This is a genomic window from Streptomyces sp. NPDC048002 (assembly GCF_040653275.1).
In the GTDB taxonomy this organism is placed as follows: Bacteria; Actinomycetota; Actinomycetes; order Streptomycetales; family Streptomycetaceae; genus Streptomyces.
The window spans coordinates 325,221-347,833 of record NZ_JBEZNL010000002.1 but is presented as its reverse complement, the minus strand read 5'-3'; the positions used below and the strand labels follow the sequence as shown (position 1 = coordinate 347,833).

19 protein-coding genes are annotated in these 22,613 nt (G+C 69.9%); 9 read left to right on the top strand and 10 right to left on the bottom strand.

The annotated features are described in order from the left end of the window. Positions 1-81: 81 nt before the first annotated feature. Together AB0E07_RS04505 and AB0E07_RS04500 are read left to right on the top strand one after the other, a co-directional pair. Complete coding sequence (locus AB0E07_RS04505; RefSeq protein WP_362246318.1) at positions 82-2,430, top strand: serine/threonine-protein kinase; 2,349 nt, start codon at positions 82-84, stop codon at positions 2,428-2,430. Between the two features lie 176 nt (positions 2,431-2,606). Beyond that, on the top strand, positions 2,607-3,158 hold the full coding sequence (locus tag AB0E07_RS04500; protein ID WP_362246316.1) for a hypothetical protein: 552 nt from the start codon (positions 2,607-2,609) through the stop codon (positions 3,156-3,158). Between the two features lie 28 nt (positions 3,159-3,186). Here AB0E07_RS04500 and AB0E07_RS04495 read toward each other — a convergent pair whose 3' ends face one another. From AB0E07_RS04495 to AB0E07_RS04485, 3 genes are all read right to left on the bottom strand, one after another. Continuing rightward, entirely contained in the window at positions 3,187-4,371 is a 1,185-nt protein-coding gene (locus AB0E07_RS04495) for an ISAs1 family transposase (RefSeq protein ID WP_362246314.1), read from the bottom strand. A gap of 248 nt (positions 4,372-4,619) precedes the next feature. Continuing rightward, positions 4,620-5,240 (bottom strand): DUF6461 domain-containing protein, encoded by a 621-nt coding sequence (locus AB0E07_RS04490; protein ID WP_362246312.1) that lies wholly within the window; start codon positions 5,238-5,240, stop codon positions 4,620-4,622. Positions 5,241-5,319: 79 nt separating this feature from the next. Continuing rightward, positions 5,320-6,723: a hypothetical protein gene (locus tag AB0E07_RS04485; protein ID WP_362246310.1), complete on the bottom strand. Its 1,404-nt coding sequence runs from the start codon at positions 6,721-6,723 to the stop codon at positions 5,320-5,322. A gap of 270 nt (positions 6,724-6,993) precedes the next feature. Here AB0E07_RS04485 and AB0E07_RS04480 point away from each other — a divergent pair, with 270 nt between their 5' ends. After that, complete coding sequence (locus AB0E07_RS04480; RefSeq protein WP_362246308.1) at positions 6,994-8,190, top strand: ISAs1 family transposase; 1,197 nt, start codon at positions 6,994-6,996, stop codon at positions 8,188-8,190. A 431-nt stretch (positions 8,191-8,621) separates the two neighbouring features. Here AB0E07_RS04480 and AB0E07_RS04475 read toward each other — a convergent pair whose 3' ends face one another. Further along, positions 8,622-9,353 (bottom strand): helix-turn-helix transcriptional regulator, encoded by a 732-nt coding sequence (locus tag AB0E07_RS04475; RefSeq protein WP_362246306.1) that lies wholly within the window; start codon positions 9,351-9,353, stop codon positions 8,622-8,624. A gap of 530 nt (positions 9,354-9,883) precedes the next feature. Here AB0E07_RS04475 and AB0E07_RS04470 point away from each other — a divergent pair. After that, positions 9,884-10,051 carry a hypothetical protein gene (locus AB0E07_RS04470; protein WP_362246304.1) on the top strand — a complete coding sequence of 56 codons (168 nt, stop codon included), beginning with the start codon at positions 9,884-9,886 and terminating at the stop codon, positions 10,049-10,051. Continuing rightward, the gene (locus tag AB0E07_RS04465) at positions 10,048-10,287 is read left to right on the top strand and encodes a hypothetical protein (protein WP_362246302.1); all 240 of its coding nucleotides are present in this window, start codon (positions 10,048-10,050) and stop codon (positions 10,285-10,287) included. Before AB0E07_RS04470 ends, AB0E07_RS04465 begins: the two co-directional genes overlap by 4 nt. Before the next feature lie 1,020 nt (positions 10,288-11,307). Here AB0E07_RS04465 and AB0E07_RS04460 read toward each other — a convergent pair. From AB0E07_RS04460 to AB0E07_RS04450, 3 genes are read right to left on the bottom strand one after another with little or no spacing between them, the layout of a single operon-like run. Further along, positions 11,308-12,081: an enoyl-CoA hydratase/isomerase family protein gene (locus tag AB0E07_RS04460; RefSeq protein WP_362246300.1), complete on the bottom strand. Its 774-nt coding sequence runs from the start codon at positions 12,079-12,081 to the stop codon at positions 11,308-11,310. Further along, a complete protein-coding gene (locus AB0E07_RS04455; protein WP_362246298.1) occupies positions 12,078-12,491 on the bottom strand; it encodes an OB-fold domain-containing protein in 414 nt (137 codons plus the stop codon). The genes AB0E07_RS04460 and AB0E07_RS04455 overlap by 4 nt, the downstream gene beginning before the upstream one ends. A gap of 7 nt (positions 12,492-12,498) precedes the next feature. After that, positions 12,499-13,647 carry a lipid-transfer protein gene (locus AB0E07_RS04450; RefSeq protein WP_362246296.1) on the bottom strand — a complete coding sequence of 383 codons (1,149 nt, stop codon included), beginning with the start codon at positions 13,645-13,647 and terminating at the stop codon, positions 12,499-12,501. 83 nt (positions 13,648-13,730) lie between these two features. Here AB0E07_RS04450 and AB0E07_RS04445 point away from each other — a divergent pair, with 83 nt between their 5' ends. After that, positions 13,731-15,305 carry a FadD3 family acyl-CoA ligase gene (locus AB0E07_RS04445; RefSeq protein WP_362246294.1) on the top strand — a complete coding sequence of 525 codons (1,575 nt, stop codon included), beginning with the start codon at positions 13,731-13,733 and terminating at the stop codon, positions 15,303-15,305. A 39-nt stretch (positions 15,306-15,344) separates the two neighbouring features. Here the strand turns inward: AB0E07_RS04445 and AB0E07_RS04440 are convergent, their stop codons facing one another. The 3 genes from AB0E07_RS04440 to AB0E07_RS04430 form a co-directional block, all read right to left on the bottom strand. Beyond that, positions 15,345-15,797 (bottom strand): phospholipase, encoded by a 453-nt coding sequence (locus AB0E07_RS04440; protein WP_362246292.1) that lies wholly within the window; start codon positions 15,795-15,797, stop codon positions 15,345-15,347. Positions 15,798-16,046: 249 nt separating this feature from the next. After that, a complete protein-coding gene (locus tag AB0E07_RS04435) occupies positions 16,047-16,244 on the bottom strand; it encodes a hypothetical protein (RefSeq protein WP_362246290.1) in 198 nt (65 codons plus the stop codon). Positions 16,245-16,452: 208 nt separating this feature from the next. Further along, positions 16,453-19,404, bottom strand: a complete 2,952-nt coding sequence (locus tag AB0E07_RS04430; RefSeq protein ID WP_362246288.1) for a BTAD domain-containing putative transcriptional regulator — start codon at positions 19,402-19,404, stop codon at positions 16,453-16,455. Between the two features lie 202 nt (positions 19,405-19,606). Here AB0E07_RS04430 and AB0E07_RS04425 point away from each other — a divergent pair, with 202 nt between their 5' ends. The 3 genes from AB0E07_RS04425 to AB0E07_RS04415 are packed head-to-tail and all read left to right on the top strand — an operon-like array spanning position 19,607 to position 22,555. Next, positions 19,607-20,845 carry an amidohydrolase family protein gene (locus AB0E07_RS04425; RefSeq protein WP_362246286.1) on the top strand — a complete coding sequence of 413 codons (1,239 nt, stop codon included), beginning with the start codon at positions 19,607-19,609 and terminating at the stop codon, positions 20,843-20,845. 13 nt (positions 20,846-20,858) lie between these two features. Further along, a complete protein-coding gene (locus tag AB0E07_RS04420; RefSeq protein WP_362246284.1) occupies positions 20,859-21,773 on the top strand; it encodes an LLM class F420-dependent oxidoreductase in 915 nt (304 codons plus the stop codon). An 11-nt stretch (positions 21,774-21,784) separates the two neighbouring features. Continuing rightward, entirely contained in the window at positions 21,785-22,555 is a 771-nt protein-coding gene (locus tag AB0E07_RS04415; RefSeq protein ID WP_362246282.1) for a glucose 1-dehydrogenase, read from the top strand. Positions 22,556-22,613: the final 58 nt, after the last annotated feature.

The window sequence follows — 22,613 nt, the reverse complement described above, 5'->3', positions numbered from 1 at the left end:
ATGGCGGTGCGGTGGTGAGACGCTGCACGGGGTCGCGTACATACGTGGGTGACGCGGCCCGTACGGGGAGGTGGCAGGCAAGTGGTGGATCAGCTGACGCAGCACGATCCGCGGCGGATCGGGCCGTTCGAGGTGCTGGGACGGCTGGGGGCCGGCGGCATGGGGCTGGTCTATCTCGCGCGCTCGGCGTCGGGCCGGCGCGTGGCGATCAAGACGGTCCGTACGGAGCTGGCCGAGGACCAGCTCTTCCGCGTCCGCTTCACGCGCGAGGTGGAGGCGGCCCGTGCCGTGTCCGGCTTCTACACGGCGGCCGTGGTCGACGCCGATCCCCGTGCCGCCGTGCCGTGGCTGGCCACCGCCTATGTGCCCGCGCCCTCCCTCGAAGAGATAGTGAACGAGTGCGGGCCCCTCCCGGCCCAGGCGGTGCGCTGGCTCGCGGCGGGGGTCGCGGAGGCGCTCCAGTCCATCCACGGCGCCGGTCTCGTCCACCGCGACCTCAAGCCCTCCAACGTCCTGGTCGTCGAGGACGGCCCCCGGGTGATCGACTTCGGTATCGCCTCCGGCGTGTCGAACACTCGTTTGACGATGACCAACGTGGCCGTCGGCACCCCCGCCTACATGTCCCCCGAGCAGGCCAAGGACTCCCGCAGCGTCACCGGCGCCAGCGACGTCTTCTCCCTCGGCTCGATGCTCGTCTTCGCGGCGACCGGCCACCCGCCCTTCCACGGCGCCAACCCGGTGGAGACCGTCTTCATGCTGCTCCGGGAGGGCCCGGACCTCGAAGGACTCCCGGACGAGCTGCGTCCGCTGATCGAGTCCTGCATGCAGATGGAGGCCACCGGCCGCCCCAACCCGGCCGACCTCCAGGCCCAGCTCGCCCCGCACCTGTTCGGCTCCGGCTCCGACGACAGCGGCACCGCGTCGGCCTGGCTGCCCGAACGGGCGGTCGGCCTGATCGAGGCCCGCCGCAACGGCCGCCCCCCGGCCAAGCCCGCGCCCTCCTCCGGGGGCCGCAGCGGCGGCCGGATGGTGCCGCCGCCCCCCGCCCACGACCCCGTCGTCCCGGCCCCCGTGCCGGTCGGCGCCCCCGACACCGGCCCGGTGCGCCTGGCGGGCGCCCAGGTGCCGATCGGCCCGGGTCCGCGCGTCGCCGACGCCCGCGCCGCCGCCGTGAAGGCACCGCCGCCCGAGGCCGGCCTGGTCGCCTCCTGGACCAAGCCCCGGCCCGGCGTCAACGGCGCCGACCCGGCGGTGGGCGCCGCCGCGCCGCCCGTGCCGGCCGCGCCCCCGGAGACCGCGAGCGGCTGGCGGCCCTGGCGCTTCCGGATGTCGAACGACGTGTGGGGCACGCCCTCGGTCGCCGGCGACCTGGTCTACGTCACCTCCTTCGAGGTGCACGCCCTGGACGTCGGCACCGGCCGCCGCCGCTTCAAGACCCGGGACGTCGCCTGGTCGATGGCGGTCGCGGACGGCCGCATCCACGCCTCCGACGGCCCCACCCTCTTCGCCCTGGACTGCCGCGAGGGCGGCGACCTGTGGCGGCTGCCGACGGACGCCTGGGTGTACTCGCTCAAGGCCGAGCGCGGCACGGTCGTCACCGGCACCCGCGGCGGCGGCGTCCAGGCGTGGGAGGCGTCCACCGGTAGACGGCTGTGGGAGCTGGGCGGCGCCCAGACGGACTTCGAGTCCCCCGAGGCGGGGCCCGCGCTGCACGACGGCACGGTCTACGTCTGGCAGGACGCCCGGCTGCGGGCCCTGGACGCCCGTACGGGGGACGAGCGCTGGTCGTACCCGATCGGCGACACGGCCTCCTGCGGCGGAGTCCCGGTGCGGGTCTCCCCGGCCCCGGACGGCTATGTCTACGTCTCGGCCGGCACCCGGGTGCTGGCGCTCGACGTCGCCTCCGGACAGGTCCGCTGGCACTTCGAGGCCCCCGCGGTCTTCCTCTGTCCGCCCACCTTCGTACCGGGCCCGGCCGTGACCGGCGGCGGGGTGTACCTCGCCGACTACCTCGGCACGGTGTACGCCCTGGACGCCACCGACGGCCGCGACCGCTGGCGGATCGCCACCGAGTCCCGGTCCTCGACCGAGCCGGTCCTGGTGGCCGCGGGACATGTGCACGTCGGCAGCGGCAAGGGCCTGTACACGCTGGACGCGGTCACCGGGACGCCGAAGTGGCGCTTCCAGGCGGGTGGGGACATCGTGGGGGCGCCCGCGGTGGCGGCGGGCCGGATCCACTTCGGCTCGACGGACCACCTGCTGTACACGCTGAAGGCGGACGACGGGCGGCTGCGCTGGAAGCTGGCCACCGGCGGCGAGATCACCGGTTCCCCGGTCGTCCAGGACGGCGTGGTGTACGCGTGCAGCAAGGACCGGTGCGTCTACGCGCTCGACGCGGAGAAGGGGACGGGCACCGCGCGCACGGCCTGAGGGACGGCCTGAGGCAGGGGACGGCCGTCGGACCGGTCGCACGGAAGGGACCCGGGCGGCGGCCGTCGCTGCCGGGAGCGGCCCTGACGCCGCTCTCCCTCCGGACGCTACGCCGGGGACGCTCCGGTCGCCATGCGGTGACATGGTCGTGACAGGTGATCGCTAGGGTCGCCGTCATGGATCTTCGGGGGCGCGGACTCAGGTTCACAGCGGTGACGGCCATGGTGGTGCTGGCCCTGACGGGCTTCTCGTCGGGGCGCGGCCACGGCGGCGGCGGTGACGGCGGTGGGGGTGGCGGCGGTTGCAGCAGCTCCGGTCAGAACCACGACAGCTCGTCGTCGACGTCGGGCGGCTCGTCCGGCTCCGGCGGCTACGACGATGACGACCACGACACCGACTACGACACCGACTACGACGCGGACACCGGTTCCGGGTCGGGTTCCGGCAGCTCCGAGGCGCTCCAGGACGGCACGGTCGAGCTGGTGAGCTGCGCGACGGAACAGAACCCGTACGCCACGGTGGAGCTCACCAACCCCCACACCTACGGCTCCTACTTCACGGTGACCGTCGACTTCCTGGACGCCTCCGCCAACCTGGTGGAGCAACGGACGGCGGACGAGTTCGTGGCCGCGGGCGAGACGGCGACGGTCCAGGTGGACCTCTCCAACGGCGGCGTCGCGGCCAGGGTCGCCGAGTGCGAGGCGGAACCGTACGCGACGGTGGAGTGAGGGGCGGCACCTGAAGCGCAGGGCTTGATCAAGTTCCGTTGAGGTCGGGCTTGTAGGTGATGCCCAGGATGGGGAGGGCTCGTTCGGGTTCGTCGCGGATGGTGCGGGTGGTCTTCGCGATGTTGGTCGCTCCGAGGGTCTTGAGGGCTCCGATCGCGAGGTTGCGGAGGGTGGCCATGACGCCGGGTGCGTTGCCGGCGTGGACGGTGGAGGCGTCTTCGGCGAAGGTGCGGTCGCGGATGTGGTGCTGGGCTTCCACGGTCCGGTGTCCGCGCAGGTGAGAGGCGAGTTCGGCCGGTTTCGCCTGGTGGATGTCGAGGCTGGTGACCGCGTAGACGGTCTCTCGGGTCTCCTTCCTGCCGGTCTCTTTGCGGCGGCGGTGGACGCGGAGGGCGAGCTTCGCGTGGGGGAAGGCGATGCCGCCAAGGTTGTCGGCGATGGCGAGAGTCTTGATCGAACGGGACTCGCGACGGCCGTGTCCCTTGTTCGAGGCGGTGTGCTGGATGGCCACCGCATGCCAGTCCAGTCCGTCCAGTTGGGCCCAGGCGGTGGGCTGATTGGGCTTGATCACGGCCACGTAGTGCGCCTTCCTGGTCTCGGTCAGCCAGGCGACATTGGCCTTCACGGAGTGCAGCGCGTCGAAGGTGACCACGTTTCCGTTCAGGTCGAGCGGTGCGAGCAGGGGCTGGAAGTGCCGTGTCTCGTTGGTCTTGGACCCGACCTCGGCCTGGGCGAGGGTGACCGGGCAGCCGTGGGTGACGGCGGACAGCAGGTGCCTGCGGGGCTGGTCCAGGCGGGCGGAGCCGCGCAGTGCCTTGCCGTCCACGGCGATCACCCTCCGTCCGCCCCGGGCTGCTGCTGTCCGGGCAGTGCGGCGGTGAGCCAGCCAGGCGCCCACGGCCGCATCGAATGCTTCGGCGTCGAGCCGCTCGAGGACCCGCCCGATCGCCGACCTGGACGGCGCATGCCGCCAGTGCGGCAGGTGACGGCGCACGCCGAGCGTCGCGAGCAGCCCGGCGTCGGCGCGGGAGCCCCACTCGGCGAGTTCGTCGATGGTCCGGGCTCCCGAGACCGCGGCTGCCGCGCAGACCAGCAGGATCGCGGTCAACGAGTACCAGCGGCCGCGTCGGGAGCGCGGGTCGGGAACCCCCTCCAGGAAGATGCGGAGGTCAGCCGTGTCGTCCGGATTGAGGGGACCCAGCTTGGCCAACACGGCAGGGATCGGGGAAGATGAGACAGGAACCTTCTTGATCACTTGGCTTAGACACCTGAATGATCACGGACCCCGTGCCCGCTCTGTCATCCGCCCCAACCCACAGCATCCCCACGCCAGTTGGGCGATCCCGGGAACTTGCGCGAGCCCTGAACCGGGATGTCCCTTTCAAGATGCGCCAACACGGCACTCGGGTCGAGACGTGATCATGCAATGGCCCGTGGGCCTGAGGGAGAGGCAGTGGTGTGCTAAAGCCGTCGTCCCAGGCGACTGGAACTTTTTCGGGGAGACGGCGGATATAGCAGTGGAGGATCCGGGTGGTCCAGGCCGGGACGGTCGATTTCTGCGATCGCCGCAGACAGCAGGGGTCCCTGAAGAATTTCCGTGCCCAGCTCATGACCGATGTGTTGAGAGATTACCTGCGAGCATGCCGCGATCGCACCCGCGCCGGCCGAGGTGAGGACATGAACCTGAGACGCGAAACCGTGTCGGCTCCGGCCTCGAACACTGGGTGGATATCCAGGCTCGAACCATTCGTGAACTTCTCCGTCTACGGCGTAGTGGAACGTCTTCAATGCTTTCGCTGTCCGGAGAAGGATGATCGATTCGGTGCGCTCTGACAGGTCGCGCATGATTTTTGCTGTCCAGCCGATCGGATTGTCGAACTCTAGGCAGAAGGCCCATCGCCCCAGTGACCCGGCCCGCAGTGCAGTGCCCAGGGCGGGTGATGCGGGAGCTTCCTCTGCGGATAGCCAGCGAGCCTTATTGAGATCAGCTCCGTAGATGGCAAGCACCTGTTCCGGGGTTTTTTCCAAGGAAAAACTCAGGCAGAACTGGTCCGAATTCTCCCACCGCCAAGGGTTGGGCATCTGCTCTCCAGGGGTCTCGTTCAGCCCTCCAGTTAATCCACGGACGGAGCTCCGTGGATTAACTGGAGCGGCAAGCCTGCTACTCGACTGTGTCGAAGTAGTCGGGCACGGTGAGGTAGAAAGGATCCTTGTCGATCAAGCGCATGTTCTGTATGAGGTTGCTGTATGCAGTGCCAGCGAGCGAGTTCTGGCCAAGGTTGACGTGACCGCGCACACAGGGCTCTGTTCCGGTGACCGGCCTGGAAGGGTCGGCCTCGTATACTCTCCATTTTCCGTCATCTTCGAACAAGGGTACGATCTCGGCGCACATGCCGCCATCGGTACCACCTTGTTCGGTCGAGGCGAAGGGGAATTCATCGCACGAGTCATCCAGGACTACATCGGCCGGTTTCTTAACGAAAGGGACTGAACTCTTCTCCTCGCAGGTGAACTTTCTCCTGGCATCGCCATCCAGGGCTCGAGTCATCGGGGACCCACTGTAGAGCCCCCACTTGTTCGGGAGATTCCACTGCGCCCACCCGTACGTAACTGCCGCGGCACCGTACTGACTGACCGGAAGTTCCAGTTGGGGTTTGATGCTGGGCAGTGCGCATCCGGTGCTGGTGCTGCCGCCTCCGGTCAGGGCGGAATCGCAGCGGACAACACGGGGATTCGACCAGTTGACGTTGGGAATTGTCGGTATCGTTCCCGGCTGCGTTATGTAGAGGTTGTACTTAACCGTCGACGAGTCGGCCACTCCGACGGCAGGGACGTCGGAGTAGGTGACCGAACCGAGAGCGATCTGCCCATCGGTGAGGGTCCAGTTACCGTTCCACGGGTGCTCATCCGTTGCTTTACAGGTCGAGGTGCACAATGCAGTGGCCGCGACGTTAAGGCTCGTCACTTGTTGCGTGTACTGAGTGGCCTCAACCACTATCTCCTCACTCCACTCGCCTGAGCGTGGATTCAGGGTTGCACTTGAGCTGACATAGAGGATCGCCGTCCCCAGCACCTGCTGCTGATCGCCCCGGAGAGTGAAATTCACCGTCATCTCGCGAAGGCAGTAGCTCAGCCTTTCGAAGTGCCAGTACCCCGGATCCGTGATGCTGCAAACGCTTCCGGCCGCCGTTGCGGTGGCGGTACGGGCGTCCTTGACCGAGTTTGACGACTGAGCCGTGAAAGGCAGAACGGCTGTACACGTCTCCGCGACTCCGGCATGACGCTCAGGTGAATCCGGCGGCGTTGAAGTGCATGACTCCTCAGTCGACTCCGCCTTGACGGATTCCGACGTCATGCTCTCTTCTTGCGACCCCACGTCGAGTTCTGTCTCCAGAGTCCGGAGCGTCGACGCATTATTCTGCGAATGAGTTTCGGCAACCGCCTGAGCAGGTAAGAGCGGCATCGTTAATGCTGCCACCAGCACCAAAATCCATCTACATCTGCTGTTCACGGAATTCCCATTCTTTGCCTTGAGGGCGCGCTTCGGACGGCAGTAGAGAATCACGACATGATCGCTACGTCAACGATCATTTTTGGACAGCAAATTCCCGCGCCTATCTAAACTTAACGGCCGATGCCATCTAGGTTTACCTTTTATTGACGGTTTTCTCAGCGAAATGACCTACGCGAAGCGGCATGTACCACTTCATGCGTGATCAGGGCGGACAGGCTGCCCCCGCCCCAGGCGTGGTGCGTGCTCGGATCTTGGACGGGAGGCCGGGTGAACTCGGAAGGGCGCGACCCGTCATGATCATGTGATTCCACTCGCAAGATCGTGAAGGCCGCGCCCGCATGCCATCCTGCCCGTCCCTGCCTGCCGTCGCTGCTGGAGGCCGTCCGCACGGTGCCCGACCCGAGGACTCCGCATCTGGTCACACACGCCTGGCCGATGCTGCTCGGCCTGGTCGCCTGCGCCATGCTGTGCGGGGTGTGCTGGGTGCGCGGTGTGATCCGCTGGGCGCGTGGCCAGGGCGCCGGCGTCCTGGCGGCCCTCGAAGTCCCCGGCGCGGACCCGGACCGGCTTCCGGCGGCCACCACGCTCACCCGCGCGCTCGCCCGTCTGGACGCGGACGCCCTGGACGCGGCTGTCGGCACGTTCATCCAGGCGCACACCGCCGACCCGCTGGCCGGCATCGCCGGCGAGATGCCCGTGCTCTCGCTCGCGGCGGACGGCAAGACGGTCCGCGGCGCCCGCGACAGCGACGGGCATCAACTGCACCTGCTGGGCGTCTACCTCACCGATCCGGGCGTGATGCTCGCCCAGCGAGAAATGCAGCACAAGCCGCACGAGACCCTCCACTTCGCCCCGGCCCTGGACCTGGTCACCGACATCTCCGGCATGATCGTGACCGCGGACGCTCTGCACACCGTCGCCGCCCACGCCCGCTACCTGCACCGACGCGGCGCCTTCGGCCTCTTCCCGGTCAAGGAGAACCGGCCCGCCCTCTTCGCCCAGCTCGACGCTCTCGACTGGGACGAGCACACCAACACGGCCATCACGGTGCACCGCACCGAGGAGACGAACAGCGGCCGTCACGAGATCCGTATCGTGCGCGTCCAGCCCCTCGCCGACGGCCAGGTCGCCTTCCCGCACGCCACCCAGGCCCTGCTCGTCGAGCGGTGCACCACCGGCCGCGGCGACGGCAAACAGCACGCCGTGGTCGAACTCGGCATCACCACCGCACCCGTTGCCACAGCCGACGCCGCCACCCTGGCCCGCTGCACCCGTGATCAGTGGTCCATCGAAGCCCAGCACCACATTCGCGACCGTACCTTCGCCGAAGACGCCTCCACCGTCCACGCCGGCAACGCACCCCGCGTCGTGGCCACCCTCCGCAACCTCGCGATCGGAGCCCTCAAGACCCTTGGCGCGACCAACATCGCGAAGACCACCCGAGCTCTCCGCCACGAACCCGAACGAGCACTCGCCATCCTGGGCATCACCAACAACCAGGACACTCACGGAACTTGATCAAGCCCTGACCTTGAGCTGCGTGAGCAGTTCGTTCGCGTACACCTTCCAGCCTTGGATGACGTAGGCGTCCCGATCACTGGCACAGAGGGTTGGGCTGTCTCCAGGCGTGGAGTCCTTACCAAGGAACCGTGACTGGATGTTGGTTCTCCCGTCCGCTGTCTTGCGCAAACCTCGGCGACATCCTGATGGTCGAGAGCTCATTCGATGCCGTCAATCCAGTTGCTGCAAAGTGGCGCAATCTTTTTGGGACTTGGAAATCACCCGCTCTAAGTTCATCCAGGGGGAAACAATCCACGAAGGCGGCACCGAGGGGAGAAGCGTCGTGACTTGTCCCGACGTTCTGACGGAAATGCCCCGGCGTTCCCTCGTGTCTGCGAGGCGGATGCCAGGGCGTTTCTTTGTCTGGGAAGCCTAAGATGCTGCGGGCGTCAGGCCCCCACCTGTACGCCTCTGGCCCACAGTTCTTCGGCATGCTCGGAAAAACGGTCGAACATTCCGCCGCTGTCGTGCTTGCGCAGGTGCAGCATCGGGGAGTCATGCCCGACCAACCTCGCGAGATGCGGAGTGACAAGCGCTTCGTTGTCGAATCGGAACACCGACAGGGAGACATGGTTTACGGCATCGTCGGGAGCAGAGAAGCGGGTTTCAAGGCCCGCATGTGCCCCCAGTTTGCCGAGATGTTCAAGGGTGATCCGAATGCGCGTGGACACTGATAGTGCCACGTCTTCGATCGACTCTCGGTTGCGTGTCACCTCTCCGTCGGGGTCGCCGAGTAGGAAACGCACTCGGCATCCGTTGTCCAGCTTAAGACGGAGAGTTGATACGAATGCAGGCTGGTCAAGCCACAGGAAATAGTTTGTGTATCCGGCGAAGAACAGGTCTTCTGTCGCGTCGGCAATCAACTCGCCCCACAGTGTTGAAGGGCAGGCCGACCGGTACGGGTAGGAGCGGATGATCTCACGGTCGCCACCGGTCTTGATTCGGTCCTTTACCGCTTTCGGCCAGATCATTTCTTCGTCAACTCCCAACGCACCGCAGGCGTCTTCGCGATTTCTGGCATGCGGGATGAGGTCTGCGTCTGCAACCCATCGTTCAACGGTCTTGCCGGAAACGCCCACACGGGCGGCGAGTTGGCGTGGCGACAAACCGGCCGTCTCCATAGCTGATCTTAACGCCGTGTTCAAGGCTTCCCCCTGGGACGTTTGGGCGTTCTTCGAGGTTACCGCCGAGTCCTCCCAACTGTCGCCCCATCAGGGCGAGGACGTCCCCCATGGGTCGGCAGCATGGTCAGACGCAAGAGACCCCCGCGCCGCTGGAACGGCCGGGGGCATGGCCAACGCTTCAGAGGAGCGCTGACGGTGTCCTGCCTATCACGAACGCTCGAACGAGTGAGAGCCTCATTCCGGCGACGCACCCCCGGCAAGCACGCCCGTACGAACATGCCCCAGGTGCCGCGTCACCTACCGTCGACCGACGTGTTGGGCGCACGGCTGGTCATCGCGCGGAAGGCCCGCAGGGAACTGTACGGAGTGCCCGCCCAAACGCCCCAACTCCCGCCGCGCGCCAAGTGGTGCACGCCCGACCCGTGGGAGCGCACAGGCGCCATGGTCCGGCCCTACGTCGGCCCACTGGGCGGCGCCTCGCAGGCGTACCGGACAGGCGCCCAGGGCGCCACTTGGGGGAATGCCTCATGAGCACCTGCAAGCAATGCACGGCGCTGGGGGCGCTCAAGGCGTCGACCAGTGACGAAAGCCTGAAAACTGATTGCGCCGTGATGCTGCGCCGCCATCCGGCCCATGAGGATTACCCGGAATCCGTCACGAAGGCCCTGCGGGCTCTGCAAGGGGGCAAGCGGTGAGCACTCACATGACCAAACACCCCCTGATCGGCAAGCGCGTGAGCGACCCTGACGGGAAGACCGGCATTCTCACGGACGTCATGGGCACGACTGCATACCTGCGCCCGGAGCGCGGGGGTCGGGAATGGCCCGTGCCCGTCCATGACGTCGAGCCGGTAGCAGATAGCGCCCAGGATGCCGACGCGCTGAGCGACAAGGTGGCCGAAGCCAACCGACGTAGCAGGAGGGCACTGTGACGCGTTCGATCATCAGGGCCACCGAGTGGACGCTAGGGCCGGAAACCGCCCAGGGCGCAACGCAGGGCATCGACTCCGCCGAGTGCATCACATGTGGGTCGCAGGCGCAGTCAACTGACAATGAGCGCTTGCCAGTTGAGGTCTGGGCTTTGAAGTACACGGGCCTGAATCCGACGCATCGTCAGTTCAAGGCGACGGCGGGAACATTCTGGAGAGTCACGCCGGCAGGAGACAACCCGTACGACGAGAGTGACCCCCAGGGTGCCATACAGGGCGCATAGCGCCACCCCCGACGGCTGCCGCTTCCGGGGTGCTGCGAGGCGCGGGGGCAGCAACGTATGACCCCCGTCCCTGTCCCCCGCCGGGACGGTCCCAGCGCCCCCAACTGTGCAAGCAAGGCGCCCAGTTGGGGGCGCCTTGCTGTGCGCGTATATCGCGCCTGTCGCCTCTCAAGCCGTCACAAGCTTGGGCAGCTCGGAGGAATGGTCTTTTCCCCTTCAAGTGACCTTTGGCGCACTAGTGTTGAGATGAGGTCAGGCGAGGTAGGTTGATCCAACGATCCTCCTGGGGCGGCCTCATGAATGGAAAGCCTGTTCCGGCTCCGAGTGATACGTACGACCTCGTGCCGCTGGGGTCGCCTGCGGGCTGGTACAACCTTGATGACCTACGCAAGGTTGCCCGTGCGCGCGAGGATGCCGCTGCCAAGCCGTCTCGCAATGTCAATCCATGGCATGCGGCCTACACCGCTGCTCAAGGCTCTGGCCGGCGGCGTAACTCGTTGACAATAAGCAACTGGACTTGAGGCTGTGCCCGAGGTTCTACGGAGCTTCTGACGGACAACATCACTTGAGACTGGCGGCGCCGCACCCCGATGCGGCAGCGGCAACGTCGCGAGAGACGAGAGAACGCCGCGTGGTCGCGGAACGGGCACGGTTTCTGAGGTCAAAGAGTGCCCTGAAGTGACCGTTTCCGCAGGTCAAGGCTGGGTTGCCCCTCAACTGTGCCTCCAAGGGGAGGAAGTCACCTGACCCGGTGGGCGTCCGCCCGCCGGGTCCTGAACAGTTCCGCCTGCCGCTCGGGCGGGAGGTTTCCCAGGGCGATCAGGTGGGGTGCCTGGGCGAAGGACCGGGCGAGGGCGCCCTCCCGGGCCGCCCACAGGGCGCGGACCGTGCCCTGGACGGCGGCCGGGGGATACCCGGCCAGCACCTCGGCGCACCGCACGGCCGCCGCCAGGTCCCCGCCCGCCTCGGTGACCTCGGACACCAGGCCCACCTCGTGCGCCCTGCGGGCGGAGAGCCGCTCGGCGGTGCCCATCAGCGTCATGCGCGCCACCTCGCCGGCCGGCATGCGCTGCGCCATGAGCATCGACTCGTAGGCGCTGACCATGCCGTAGGAGGTGTGCGGGTCGAAGAACTCCGCCGTCGGGTCGGCGATCAGGAAGTCGCACTCCCCGAGCAGGTAGAAGGCGCCGCCGCAGGCCATGCCGCGCACGGCGCCGATCACCGGTTTCCACAGGTCGCTGGATTTCGGTCCGATGCCGAGCAGCGGATCGTCCTGCGTGTAGGGGGAGTTCGGCTGGGGGACCACGGCGTCCCGGTCGATGCCCGTGCAGAACGCCCGCTCCCCGGCGCCGGTGAGGACCACGGCCCGTACCGAGTCGTCGAAGCGGAACGCCCGCCAGGCCTCGGCGAGTTCGGCCGCCGTGTCGAGGTCGATCGCGTTCAGGCGCTCGGGCCGGTTCAGGGTCACGACCGCGACGCCGGTGTCCTGGTCGGTGGTGAGGGCGACGCTCATGGCCGCTCCGGGGTCCAGCGGACCAGGCCGTCGCCGAACACGGCCCTGACCCGGGCGCCGATGCGGACGCGGTCCGGGTCGAAGGAGCCGAGCGGGGCGCCCGGGGCGGCGACGAGATTGCCCACCAGGCGGATCCGCGGGGCGTCGGCCAGCTCCACCAGGATCACGTTGTACGGCGCGAGCGCCGCGTAGTCGGGGAGCAGGGGCGGGTGCGGGACGACCCAGGACCAGATCCGGCCCTGTCCCGTGACCGGCCGCCACTCGACGGCGAACGACTGGCAGTGCGGGCAGCAGGGCCGGGGCGGGAAGCGGGGTTCGCCGCAGTCGCCGCAGGACTGGACGCGGAGTTCGCCGCGCTCGGCGTAGTGCCAGAAGGGGGCGCCGTCGGCGTCGGGGACGGGTGCGAGCATCGGTGGGTCAACTCCTCAACAGCAGTGCGGAGGTGGGCACTCCCTCGCCCGCGGTGACGAGGCAGGTGGCGGCGCCGGGGACCTGGGCGGTGCTGGTGCCGCGGAGCTGCTTGACGCCCTCGTTGATCAGGTTGAAGCCGTGCACATAGGCCTCGGAGAGCCCGCCGCCCCCGGTGTTCAGGGGCAGCCGGCCGCCGATCTCCAGGGCGCCGCCCTCGGTGAACGCGCCGCCCTCGCCGCGCGCGCAGAATCCGTAGCCCTCAAGGGAGAGCGGGACGAGCGGGGTGAAGGCGTCGTAGATCTGGGCGACGTCGATGTCCTGCGGGGTGAGGTCCGCGTGCTTCCACAGGTGCCGGGCGGCGGTCCAGGCGGGTCCGGTGAGCGGGTCGTCGTTCCAGTAGTTGACCATCCCGTGGTGCTGGGCGGGCAGGCCCTGGGCGGCGGAGTGGACGTAGACGGGCCGCCGGGCGCAGTCGCGGGCGCGTTCCGCGGTGGTCACCACGCAGGCCAGGGCGCCGTCCGTCTCCAGGCAGTTGTCGTACAGGCAGAGCGGCTCGCTGATCCAGCGGGAGGTCATGTACATCTCGCGGGTGAGCGGGCGGTCGTACATGATCGCGGCCGGGTTCTGGTTGGCGCGGTTGCGGCAGGCCAGGGCGACGTTGAACAGGTGGTCGCGGGTGGTGCCGTACTCGTGCATGTGGCGGCGGGCGAGCATCGCTATCTCGTCGACCGGGCGCAGCAGGCCGTAGGGGCGGGTCCACTGGGCGGGGGTGGGGAGCTGGACGGCGGTGTTGGTCCAGGGGCGGGGGCCCGAGCCGCGTTTGCGGGAGCGCCAGGCGACGCCGACGGTGGCCTGGCCGGCGGTGATGGCGGCGGCGAGATGGGCGACGGTGGCGCACGAACCGCCGCCGCCGTAGCCGACCTTGCTGAAGAAGGTGAGGTCGCCGAGGCCGACGGCCTTGGCCAGCTCCACCTCGTCGGTCTCCTCCATGGTGTAGGAGGCGAGGGCGTCGACCTCGCCGGGGGCTATCCCGGCGTCGTCCAGCGCGGCGAGGACGGCACGGCAGGCCAAGGTGCGTTCGTCCTCCGCCAGTTGCCTGGCGAAGGAGGTCTGTCCGATACCGACGATCGCGGTCGCGTCCTTGAGCCCGGCCATGGTGTGACCCCTCCCCGTCTGCTGACAGTGCGTCAGGTTACAGCTAATCTGACGGACAGTCAGCTACTGGTCTGGGGGCTGTTGTGCGCGGTGACACGGAATGGGGAAGCATCCCGGGGCTCGTCCGGTACGCGTCCGAGCGGTACGCGGACGCCGAGGCGGTCGTGGAGGGCCGTACGCGGATCACCTACGCCGAACTGGGCGCCCGGGTGGAACGGTCGACGGCGGCCTGCATGGCGGACGGGGTCCGGCCCGGGGACCGGGTGGCGATCTGGGCCCCGAACACCCTGGACTGGATCGTGGCGGCGCTCGGGGCGGTGTCGGCGGGCGCGGTGCTGGTGCCGCTGAACACCCGGTTCAAGGGCGCGGAGGCATCCGACGTGCTGCGCCGCAGCGGGGCGCGGACGCTGTTCGTCACCGGCACCTTCCTCGGCACGTCCTACGTCGCCTCGTTGCGGCGGGCGATGGCCGCGGGCGGCGGACTGGACGCGCTGCGGGTCGTGGTGCTGGCCGACGACGCCCCGGCCGACTTCCGGACCTGGAAGGACTTCCTCGCCGAGGGCGAGGGGGTGGGGCAGGCGCGGGTGCGGCGGCGCTGGGAGTCGGTGGCGGGGGAGTGGCCCTCGGACCTCGTGTACACCTCCGGCACGACGGGCCGGCCGAAGGGCGCGGTGATCACCCACGCCCAGACCCTGCGCGCCTACGAGGTCTGGAGCGACCTGGCGGGCCTCGGGACCGGGGACCGCTATCTCATCGTGAACCCGTTCTTCCACACCTTCGGCTACAAGGCCGGGGTCATCGCCTGTCTGACGCGCGGGGCCACGATGATCCCGCAGCCCGTGTTCAACGTGGACACGGTGCTGGCGAACCTGGCCGCCGAGCGGGTGTCGGTCCTGCCCGGCCCGCCGACGCTCTTGCAGTCCCTGCTCGACCACCCCGCCCGGGGCGCCCACGACCTCTCGGCGCTGCGGCTGGTGGTCACCGGGGCGGCGGTGGTGCCGCTGCGGCTGGTGGAGCGGCTGCGGGACGAACTGCGGGTGGCCACGGTGCTCACCGCGTACGGCCTGTCGGAGGCGAGCGGGATCGTCACCATGTGCCGCCGCGGCGACGACCCGGCGGTGATCGCCGCCACCTCGGGGCGCGCGATCCCGGGCACGGAGGTGCGGGTGGACGCACCGGCCCCCGGGGAACCCGGCGAGGTCCTGGTCCGCGGCTTCAACGTCATGCGGGGCTACTGGCAGGACGCGGCGGCCACGGCCGGAACGCTGACGCCGGACGGCTGGCTGCGGACGGGGGACGTCGGGGTCCTGGACGCGGCGGGCAATCTGCGGGTGACGGACCGGATCAAGGACATGTTCATCGTCGGCGGCTTCAACGCCTATCCGGCCGAGATCGAGCAACTCCTCGGCCTGCACCCGGACGTGGCGGACGTGGCGGTCGTCGGGGTGCCGGACGCGCGGCTCGGGGAGGTGGGCCGGGCCTACGTGGTCCGGCGTGCGGGCGCGCCCCTGACCGGGGAGGACCTGATGGCCTGGGCGCGCCGCGAGATGGCGAACTACAAGGTGCCCCGCTCGGTGGAGTTCGTGGCGGAGCTGCCGAGGAACGCGAGCGGCAAGGTGGTCAAGGGCGGGCTGAGAGGGACGCCGGCGACCGGCTGATCCGGCGCCCCACCTTCGCCCGCGGGGGCTCGGTAACGGCTAACCGAAGGCGCGGACGGCCTGGTAGTACGTCCAGGCCGTGCTGGTGCACGCGGTCTTCGTGGCACCGCTGTAGTTGTTGCAGACCCGCTTGAGGTCCTCGTAGAAGGCGCTGTCGAGGCGGGACTTGTTGGCGCTGAAGGTGCCGGCGGCCTTGTAGTTGCGGTAGCCGAAGTCGTGGCGGGCGCAGGAGTTGGAGAACGGGAAGCCGAAGGGGTTGTCGGGCGAGGAGGAGCAGTAGTCGGTGGACCAGTCGAAGCCGTACGCGGACCAGGCGCTCTGGTTGGCGCGGGCGGCGGCCCAGGCGTTGTAGCTGGACGCGCTGGTCTGCGTCCAGCTCGACAGCACCTGCGGCTTGTCGGCGGGGGCGGCGCTGGAGGCCGACGCGGTGGCGACGACGGTGACCAGGGCCAGGGTCGAGGTTGCAAGTGCGGTGCCAAGTCTGCGGTGCATCCCACACCTCCATGAGGCTGCCGGCCCGCTGGTTGGGCGGCAGGTTCATGTCATGAGGATGGGCGGGGGTGGCCGGTTCTGACAGTGGCCGCACACAAAGCCACTGTGAAACCTGGGATTTGACGGGTAATCGCGAAGTTAACGAAGACTCCCCCGGCCGAATCCCGCTCCCCGGACACACCTCGGCCGCGGCGGCTCCCCCTCCGCGCCGCCGCGGCCGATCCCCGTCGGGACAGGTGTGTGGGCCGGTCAGGCCGGGTTGTCCGTGGCGTGGACGTTGTCCGTGGTCGCCTCGCCGGTGTCGGCCTTCAGCTTGAGCGGCTCGCTGGTCGCGTGCACGTTCTTGGTGGCGATGGGCTCACTGGTGGCGTGGACGTTGTCCGTGGTGGCGTCACCGGTCGGCTCACCCGTCGCGTGGACGTTCTCGGTGCTCGTCTCGTCGGTCATTTCTCTGGCTCCCCTGCAAGAAAGAACGCGTGGTTCGTGAAGGACACGAGATCCGCCCGGCAACTCCCCCGTGGACCGCCGGGCGGATCTCGCGGGCCGGATCACCATAAGGGTCCGGCCGGTTGCCGCTCCGTCTGCCCCCCGACGCGACGGCTTGGCACAGTTGAGACTGCCTGGCCGCGATAAACGAACGATGAACGCCGGGCCCTCAGACCGTCGCGGCCGGGGTCAGCAGGCCCCTGATCCCGGCGGCCTCCGCGGCGCCCAGCGTCTCGAAGATGTCGAGCGCCTCGCGCCAGCACACCTGGGCACGGTCGAGCTGTCCGATGCCGTCGAGGGCGTGACCGAGCACGGTGAGCACGTTCCCGCGCCGCCACTCCCCGCCGATCCCGCGCAGCTCCGTCAGCGCCAGCTCCGCGTTGGCCGCCGCCTGGGCGGGGCGTCGGGCCGCCAGGTCGACCTCGGCGAGCCGGAACAGCGTCATGCCCTCCCAGAGGCGCTGCCGGCTGTCCCGGAAGACCTGGAGGGCCTGGTGCAGGCACTGGGCCGCTTCGCTCAGCCGTCCGCTCTGGGTGAGGGCCAGGCCCAGCGCGTACCGGCCGTTGGCGCCCTTCAGCGCGTGGCCCATGTCGTCGTACATCGCCGTGCCCTGGCGGGCCAGCGTCTCCGCGCCGGCCGTACGGGACGTGGCCAGGTGGATGCGCGACAGGTTGCACAGCGCGCTCGCCTCGCCGGGGCGGTCCCCGAGCGCCCGGAAGTTCTCGATGGCGCTGGTGAAGTAGGCCTCGCCCTCGTCGTGGCGGTTCTGGTAGAGCGCGACGACACCGCTGATGTTGGCGGCCCAGCAGCCGGTGAGCGGGTCGTCGGCCGACGTGGCCAGCTCCAGTGCGTGCTGGGCCTCCTGGAGGGCCACGTCGAACCGGCTGCCGGAGATGTGGTGGACGAAGGCGAGCGCCGTCAGCGCCCGGCCCTCCGCGCGCAGGTCGCCCGCCTCCCGCGCGGCGTCCCGCAGCAACTCCGCGACCGCCTCGTACTCCTTGGAGTTGGCCCCCGACTCGGCCAGGTCGATCGCGGCCCACAGCACGTCCACCGCGCGGCGCAGCGACCCCGTCCGCGCGGCCTGGCGGACGCAGGCCAGCAGGGCGACGGCCTCCGAGTACAGCCAGTCCCGGGCCGCCCGACGGCTTCCGAAGGCCAGCCCCGTGCAGCGGCTCCGCTCCAGGTGGTCGACCAGCCGGTCGCCGGGCCGCTCGATCAGATAGACGCCCGAGACCGTGGACAGGTAGAAGTCCAGCAGCCGTGACAGCGCCGCGTCCCGCTCGGTGGGCGGATGCTCGTCGCGCTCCGCGCACGCACGCGCGTAGAGCCGCACCAGATCGTGGAACCGGTAGCGGCCGGGCGCCGCCGACTCCAGCAGGGACGTGTCGACCAGCGACTCCAGCAGGTCCTCCGTCGTCTCGACCGGAAGATCCAGCATCGCCGCCGCGGCCGCCAGCGAGAGGTCCGGACCGTTCGCCAGCCCCAGCAGCCGGAACGCCCGGGCCTGCGCCGGTTCCAGTTGGCCGTAGCCGAGTTCGAACGTGGCCTTCACCGCGAGGTCGCCCGCCTGGAGTTCGTCCAGCCGGCGCCGCTCGTCCGCGAGCTTCGCCGCCAGGACCGAGACCGTCCAGGTGCGCCGCGCCGCGAGCCGCGAGGCGGCGATACGGATCGCCAGCGGCAGGAAGCCGCACGCCGCCACCACGTCCAGCGCCGCCTCCCGTTCCGAGGCCACCCGCTCCTCGCCCACGATCCGCGTGAACAGGGCCAGCGCCTCGTCGGGGGACATCACGTCCAGGTCGACCAGATGGGCCCCGGCCAGGTCCACCATCCGCACCCGGGACGTCACCAGCGCCGCGCACCCGGAGGTGCCCGGCAGCAGCGGACGCACCTGCGCCGCGTCCCGCGCGTTGTCGAGCAGGACCAGCACCCGCCGCCCGTCCAGCACCGAGCGGTACAGCGCCGCCCGCTCCTGGAGGGAGTCCGGGATCGCCGAGTCCGCGGTGCCGAGGGCGCGCAGGAAGGAGCCGAGGACCGTCTCCGGGTCCGCCGCCCGCGCGCCCGCGCCCTGGAGGTCCACGTAGAGCTGGCCGTCGGGGAAGGCGGGCCGGGCCTGGTGGGCCACGTGCACCGCGAGCGTCGTCTTGCCCACGCCGCCGATGCCGGCCAGCGCCGACACCGCCATCACCCCGCCGTCGGCCGAGGCCAGCACCTCGCTCAGTTCGGAGACGAAGGCCGAACGGCCGGTGAAGTCCGGCACCGTGGCGGGTAGTTGGGCGGGGCGGACCGGGACGGCCGGGGGCTCGGCGAGCGGCGCGGAGGGCTCCGCGAGACCGGGGTCGGCCCGCAGGATGCGCTGCTGGAGTTCGCGCAGGCCGGGCCGGGGGTCGACGCCGAGTTCGTCGGCGAGCAGACGGCGGGTGTCGGCGTAGACCGCGAGGGCCTCCGCCTGCCGGCCGCTGCGGTACAGGGCCAGCATCAGCAGTTCGCGCAGCCGCTCGCGCAGCGGGTGCGCGGCCGTCAGCGCGGTCAGCTCCGAGACCGCCTCCGCGTGGCAGCCCTGCTCCAGGTCCATGTCGAGCCGGGATTCGAGGAGTTGAAGCCGCCACTCCTCCAGGCGGACCCGCTGGGCCTCGGCGTACGGGCCGGGGACGCCGGCCAGCGGCTCGCCGTCCCACAGGGCCAGGGCCCGGTTCAGGACGTCCCGGGCGTGGCACAGGTCGCCGGTGCCGCGCGCCTTCTCCGCCTCGGTCGCCAGTTCCTGGGCCTCGGCCAGGTCCAGCGCGCCGTCGTGCAGTCCGCGCACCGCGTAGCCGCCGGACTCGCTGACCAGGACCCCGGGGGCGAGGATCTTGCGCAGCCGCGAGGCGTACGTGCGGACCGCGGCCAGCGCCTGGGAGGGCGGCTCGTCGCCCCACAGCGCGTCGATCAGCTCGGCCGCGGTCGCCGTGCGGCCCTCCCGCAGCAACAGGGCCGCGAGCAGCGCGCGTTGCTGCGGGGAGCCGGTGCTGAGCAGCTCCTCCGCACGCCAGGCGCGCACCGGCCCGAGCACGCCGAAGCGCAGCGCCCTCGGCTCCTGCGAGCCGCCACGCCGCTGCTCCGGCACCCGCGGTCCACCGTCCATCGCCGTCCCCCTGCAGAACGTCATGACAACCAGGCCAGTTTGCCTTGTTCATGGCGGATGCGTCAGCCGTGCGAGACCGCACTCACAGCCAGACGTGCGGTACACCACAAGGCCCTCACAAGCTTTCCGCACCGTTCCGCCGGAAGTCGTCCCTCTGACACGTGAGCTGACGGACCGTCAGATCGGCGCTACGGTGAGCCCCATGGAGACCAAACCGACCTTTCCCCTGATCATCTCCGTCGACGACCACACGGTGGAGCCCCCGCAGGTGTGGCAGGACCGGCTCCCGAAGAAGTACCTCGACACCGGTCCGCGGATCGTCCGCGCCCCGCTGAAGGAGATGACCTTCCTCGGCGGCCGCTTCAAGCCGGTGATGGGCACCCCGGGCAGCACGGACGGCCCCGTCGGCGACTGGTGGGTCTACGAGGACCTGCACCGCCCCCTGACCCGCCTGGACACCGCCGTCGGGTACGACAGGGACGAGATCAAACTGGAGGTCATCACCTACGAGCAGATGCGCCCCGGGTCCTACGACGTGCCCGCCCGCCTCGCCGACATGGACGTCAACCACGTCCAGTCCGCGCTCTGCTTCCCGACCTTCCCGCGCTTCTGCGGCCAGACCTTCACCGAGGCGGGCGACCGCGAACTCGGGCTGCTCTGCGTCCGCGCCTACAACGACTGGATGGTGGAGGAGTGGTGCGGCCCCGCGGCGCGCGGGCGGCTCATCCCCCTCACCCTGGTCCCCCTCTGGGACGCCGAACTCGCCGCGGCCGAGGTCCGCCGCAACGCGGCCCGCGGGGTCCGGGCCGTCGCCTTCTCCGAGATACCCCCGCACCTCGGGCTGCCCTCCGTCCACACCGACGACTGGGACCCGTTCCTCGCCGCCTGCGACGAGACCGGCACGGTCGTCGCCATGCACATCGGCTCCAGCAGTCGGATGCCCTCCACCTCCGCCGACGCCCCGCCCGCCGTGGGCTCCACCATCACCTTCGCCAACTGCTGCTTCTCGATGGTGGACTGGCTGATGAGCGGCAAGTTCGAGCGCTTCCCCAACCTCCGGGTCATGTACGCAGAGGGTCAGATCGGCTGGATCCCCTACATCCTGGAGCGCGCGGACGTCGTGTGGGAGGAGAACCGGGGGTGGGGCGGGGTCGCCGACAAGGTGCACCGGCCGCCGTCGGAACTCTTCGCCGAGCACGTCTACGGCTGCTTCTTCGACGACGCCTTCGGACTGCGCAACCTGGACTCCATCGGCGTCGGCAACGTCCTCTACGAGACGGACTACCCGCACTCCGACTCCACCTGGCCCAGGTCGCGCGAGGTCGGCGAGACCCAGATGGGGCATCTGGCCCCGGACGTCGTCGAGCGGATCGTGCGCCGCAACGCCGTCGAACTGCTCGGCCTCACCGACGACGGGCTGTGGCCCGGCCCCGGGGCCTGAGGGGGGAGCGGGCGTGCGCTACGGAATCCAGCTCCCCGTCCAGTCCCGGAGCACCCTGTACGCCGAGCCCTGGGAGGCGGCGGCGGGCCCCGAGGACCTGGTGGCGGTGGCCCGCGCGGCCGAGACCGCGGGCTTCGACTACATCGCCTGCTGCGACCACGTCGCCGTGCCGCGACGGCTGGCACCGGCGATGAGCACGGCCTGGTACGACCCGGTCGCCACCCTCGCCCACCTCGCCGCGGTCACCGAACGGGTCCGGCTGCTCAGCCATGTCGCCGTGGTCGGCCTGAGGCATCCGCTGGTCACCGCCAAGCAGTACGCGACCCTCGACCACCTCAGCGGTGGCCGGCTGCTGCTCGGGGTCGGCGCCGGACACGTGGAGGAGGAGTTCACGGCGCTCGGCGTGGACTTCCGCCGCCGGGGCGCCGTGCTCGACGAGACCATCGACGCCCTGCGCGCCGCCCTCGGCCCGGAGGAGTTCCCCGAACACCACGGCAAGCTCTACGACTTCGAGGGCCTCGGCCAGCTTCCCCGGCCCGCGCAGGAGCACGTCCCCCTCTGGGTCGGCGGCTCCTCGCCCGCGGCCGTGCGCCGGGCCGCCCTGAAGGGCGACGGCTGGCTGCCGCAGGGCGATCCGCGCGAGGCGCTGCCCGCGCAGATCGACCGCGTCCGGCGGTTGCGCGAACAGGAGGGCCTGGACGGCCCGTTCGCCATCGGCGCCATCGCCGAGCCCCTCTACCTCGGCACCCCGGACTGGCACGTGGGGCGCCGCACGCTCACCGGGGAACCGGAACGGCTCGCCGAGTCGCTGCGGGCCTACCGGGCGATGGGCGTGGACCGGATCCAGGTGCGGTTCCGCAGCCGCGGCCGCAGCGAACTCGTCGACCAGATCGCCGCCTTCGGCGCCGATGTGGGACCCCATCTGTGAGGAGTCGCCCCATGGGCAAGCTGGACGGGCGGGTCGTCGTCGTCACCGGCGCGGCACGCGGACAGGGTGAGCAGGAGGCGCGGCTGTTCCGGGAGGAGGGGGCCGAGGTCGTGGTGGCCGACGTCCTCGACGAGCCGGGCAAGGCCCTCGCCGAGGAGATCGGGGCGCTGTACGTACGGCTCGACGTGGGGGAGGAGGACGACTGGCGGTCCGCCGTGGCCGCCGTGAAACGGACCCACGGACACATCGACGGGCTGGTCAACAACGCCGGGATCCTCACCTTCAACTCCCTGGTGGACACCCCCCTCGACGAGTTCATGCGGGTCGTACGGGTCAACCAGGTCGGCTGCTTCCTCGGGATCAGGACGGTCGCGCCCGAGATGGAGGACGGCGGCACGATCGTCAACACCGCCTCCTACACCGGGCTGACCGGGATGGCGGCGGTCGGGACCTACGCGGCGACCAAGCACGCGATCGTCGGGCTGACCCGGGTCGCCGCGCTGGAACTGGCCCCCCGGGGCATCCGCGTCAACGCGATGTGCCCCGGCGCCGTCGACACCGCGATGTCCAACCCGGCCCTGCTGGACCCGGACGCGGACGCCGAGGGAACGGCACGGGTCCTGGACGGGCTGTACCGCAAGCTCGTGCCGCTCGGGCGGATCGGCCGGCCCGAGGAGGTGGCCCGGCTCGCCCTCTTCCTGACCTCGCAGGACTCCTCGTACATCACTGGCCAGCCCTTCGTGATCGACGGCGGCTGGCTGGCCGGCGTATCGGTGATCTGACTGTCCGTCAGCTATTGACGCCTCATGCGGGCGGTGCCACAGTCAGCGATCTGACGAT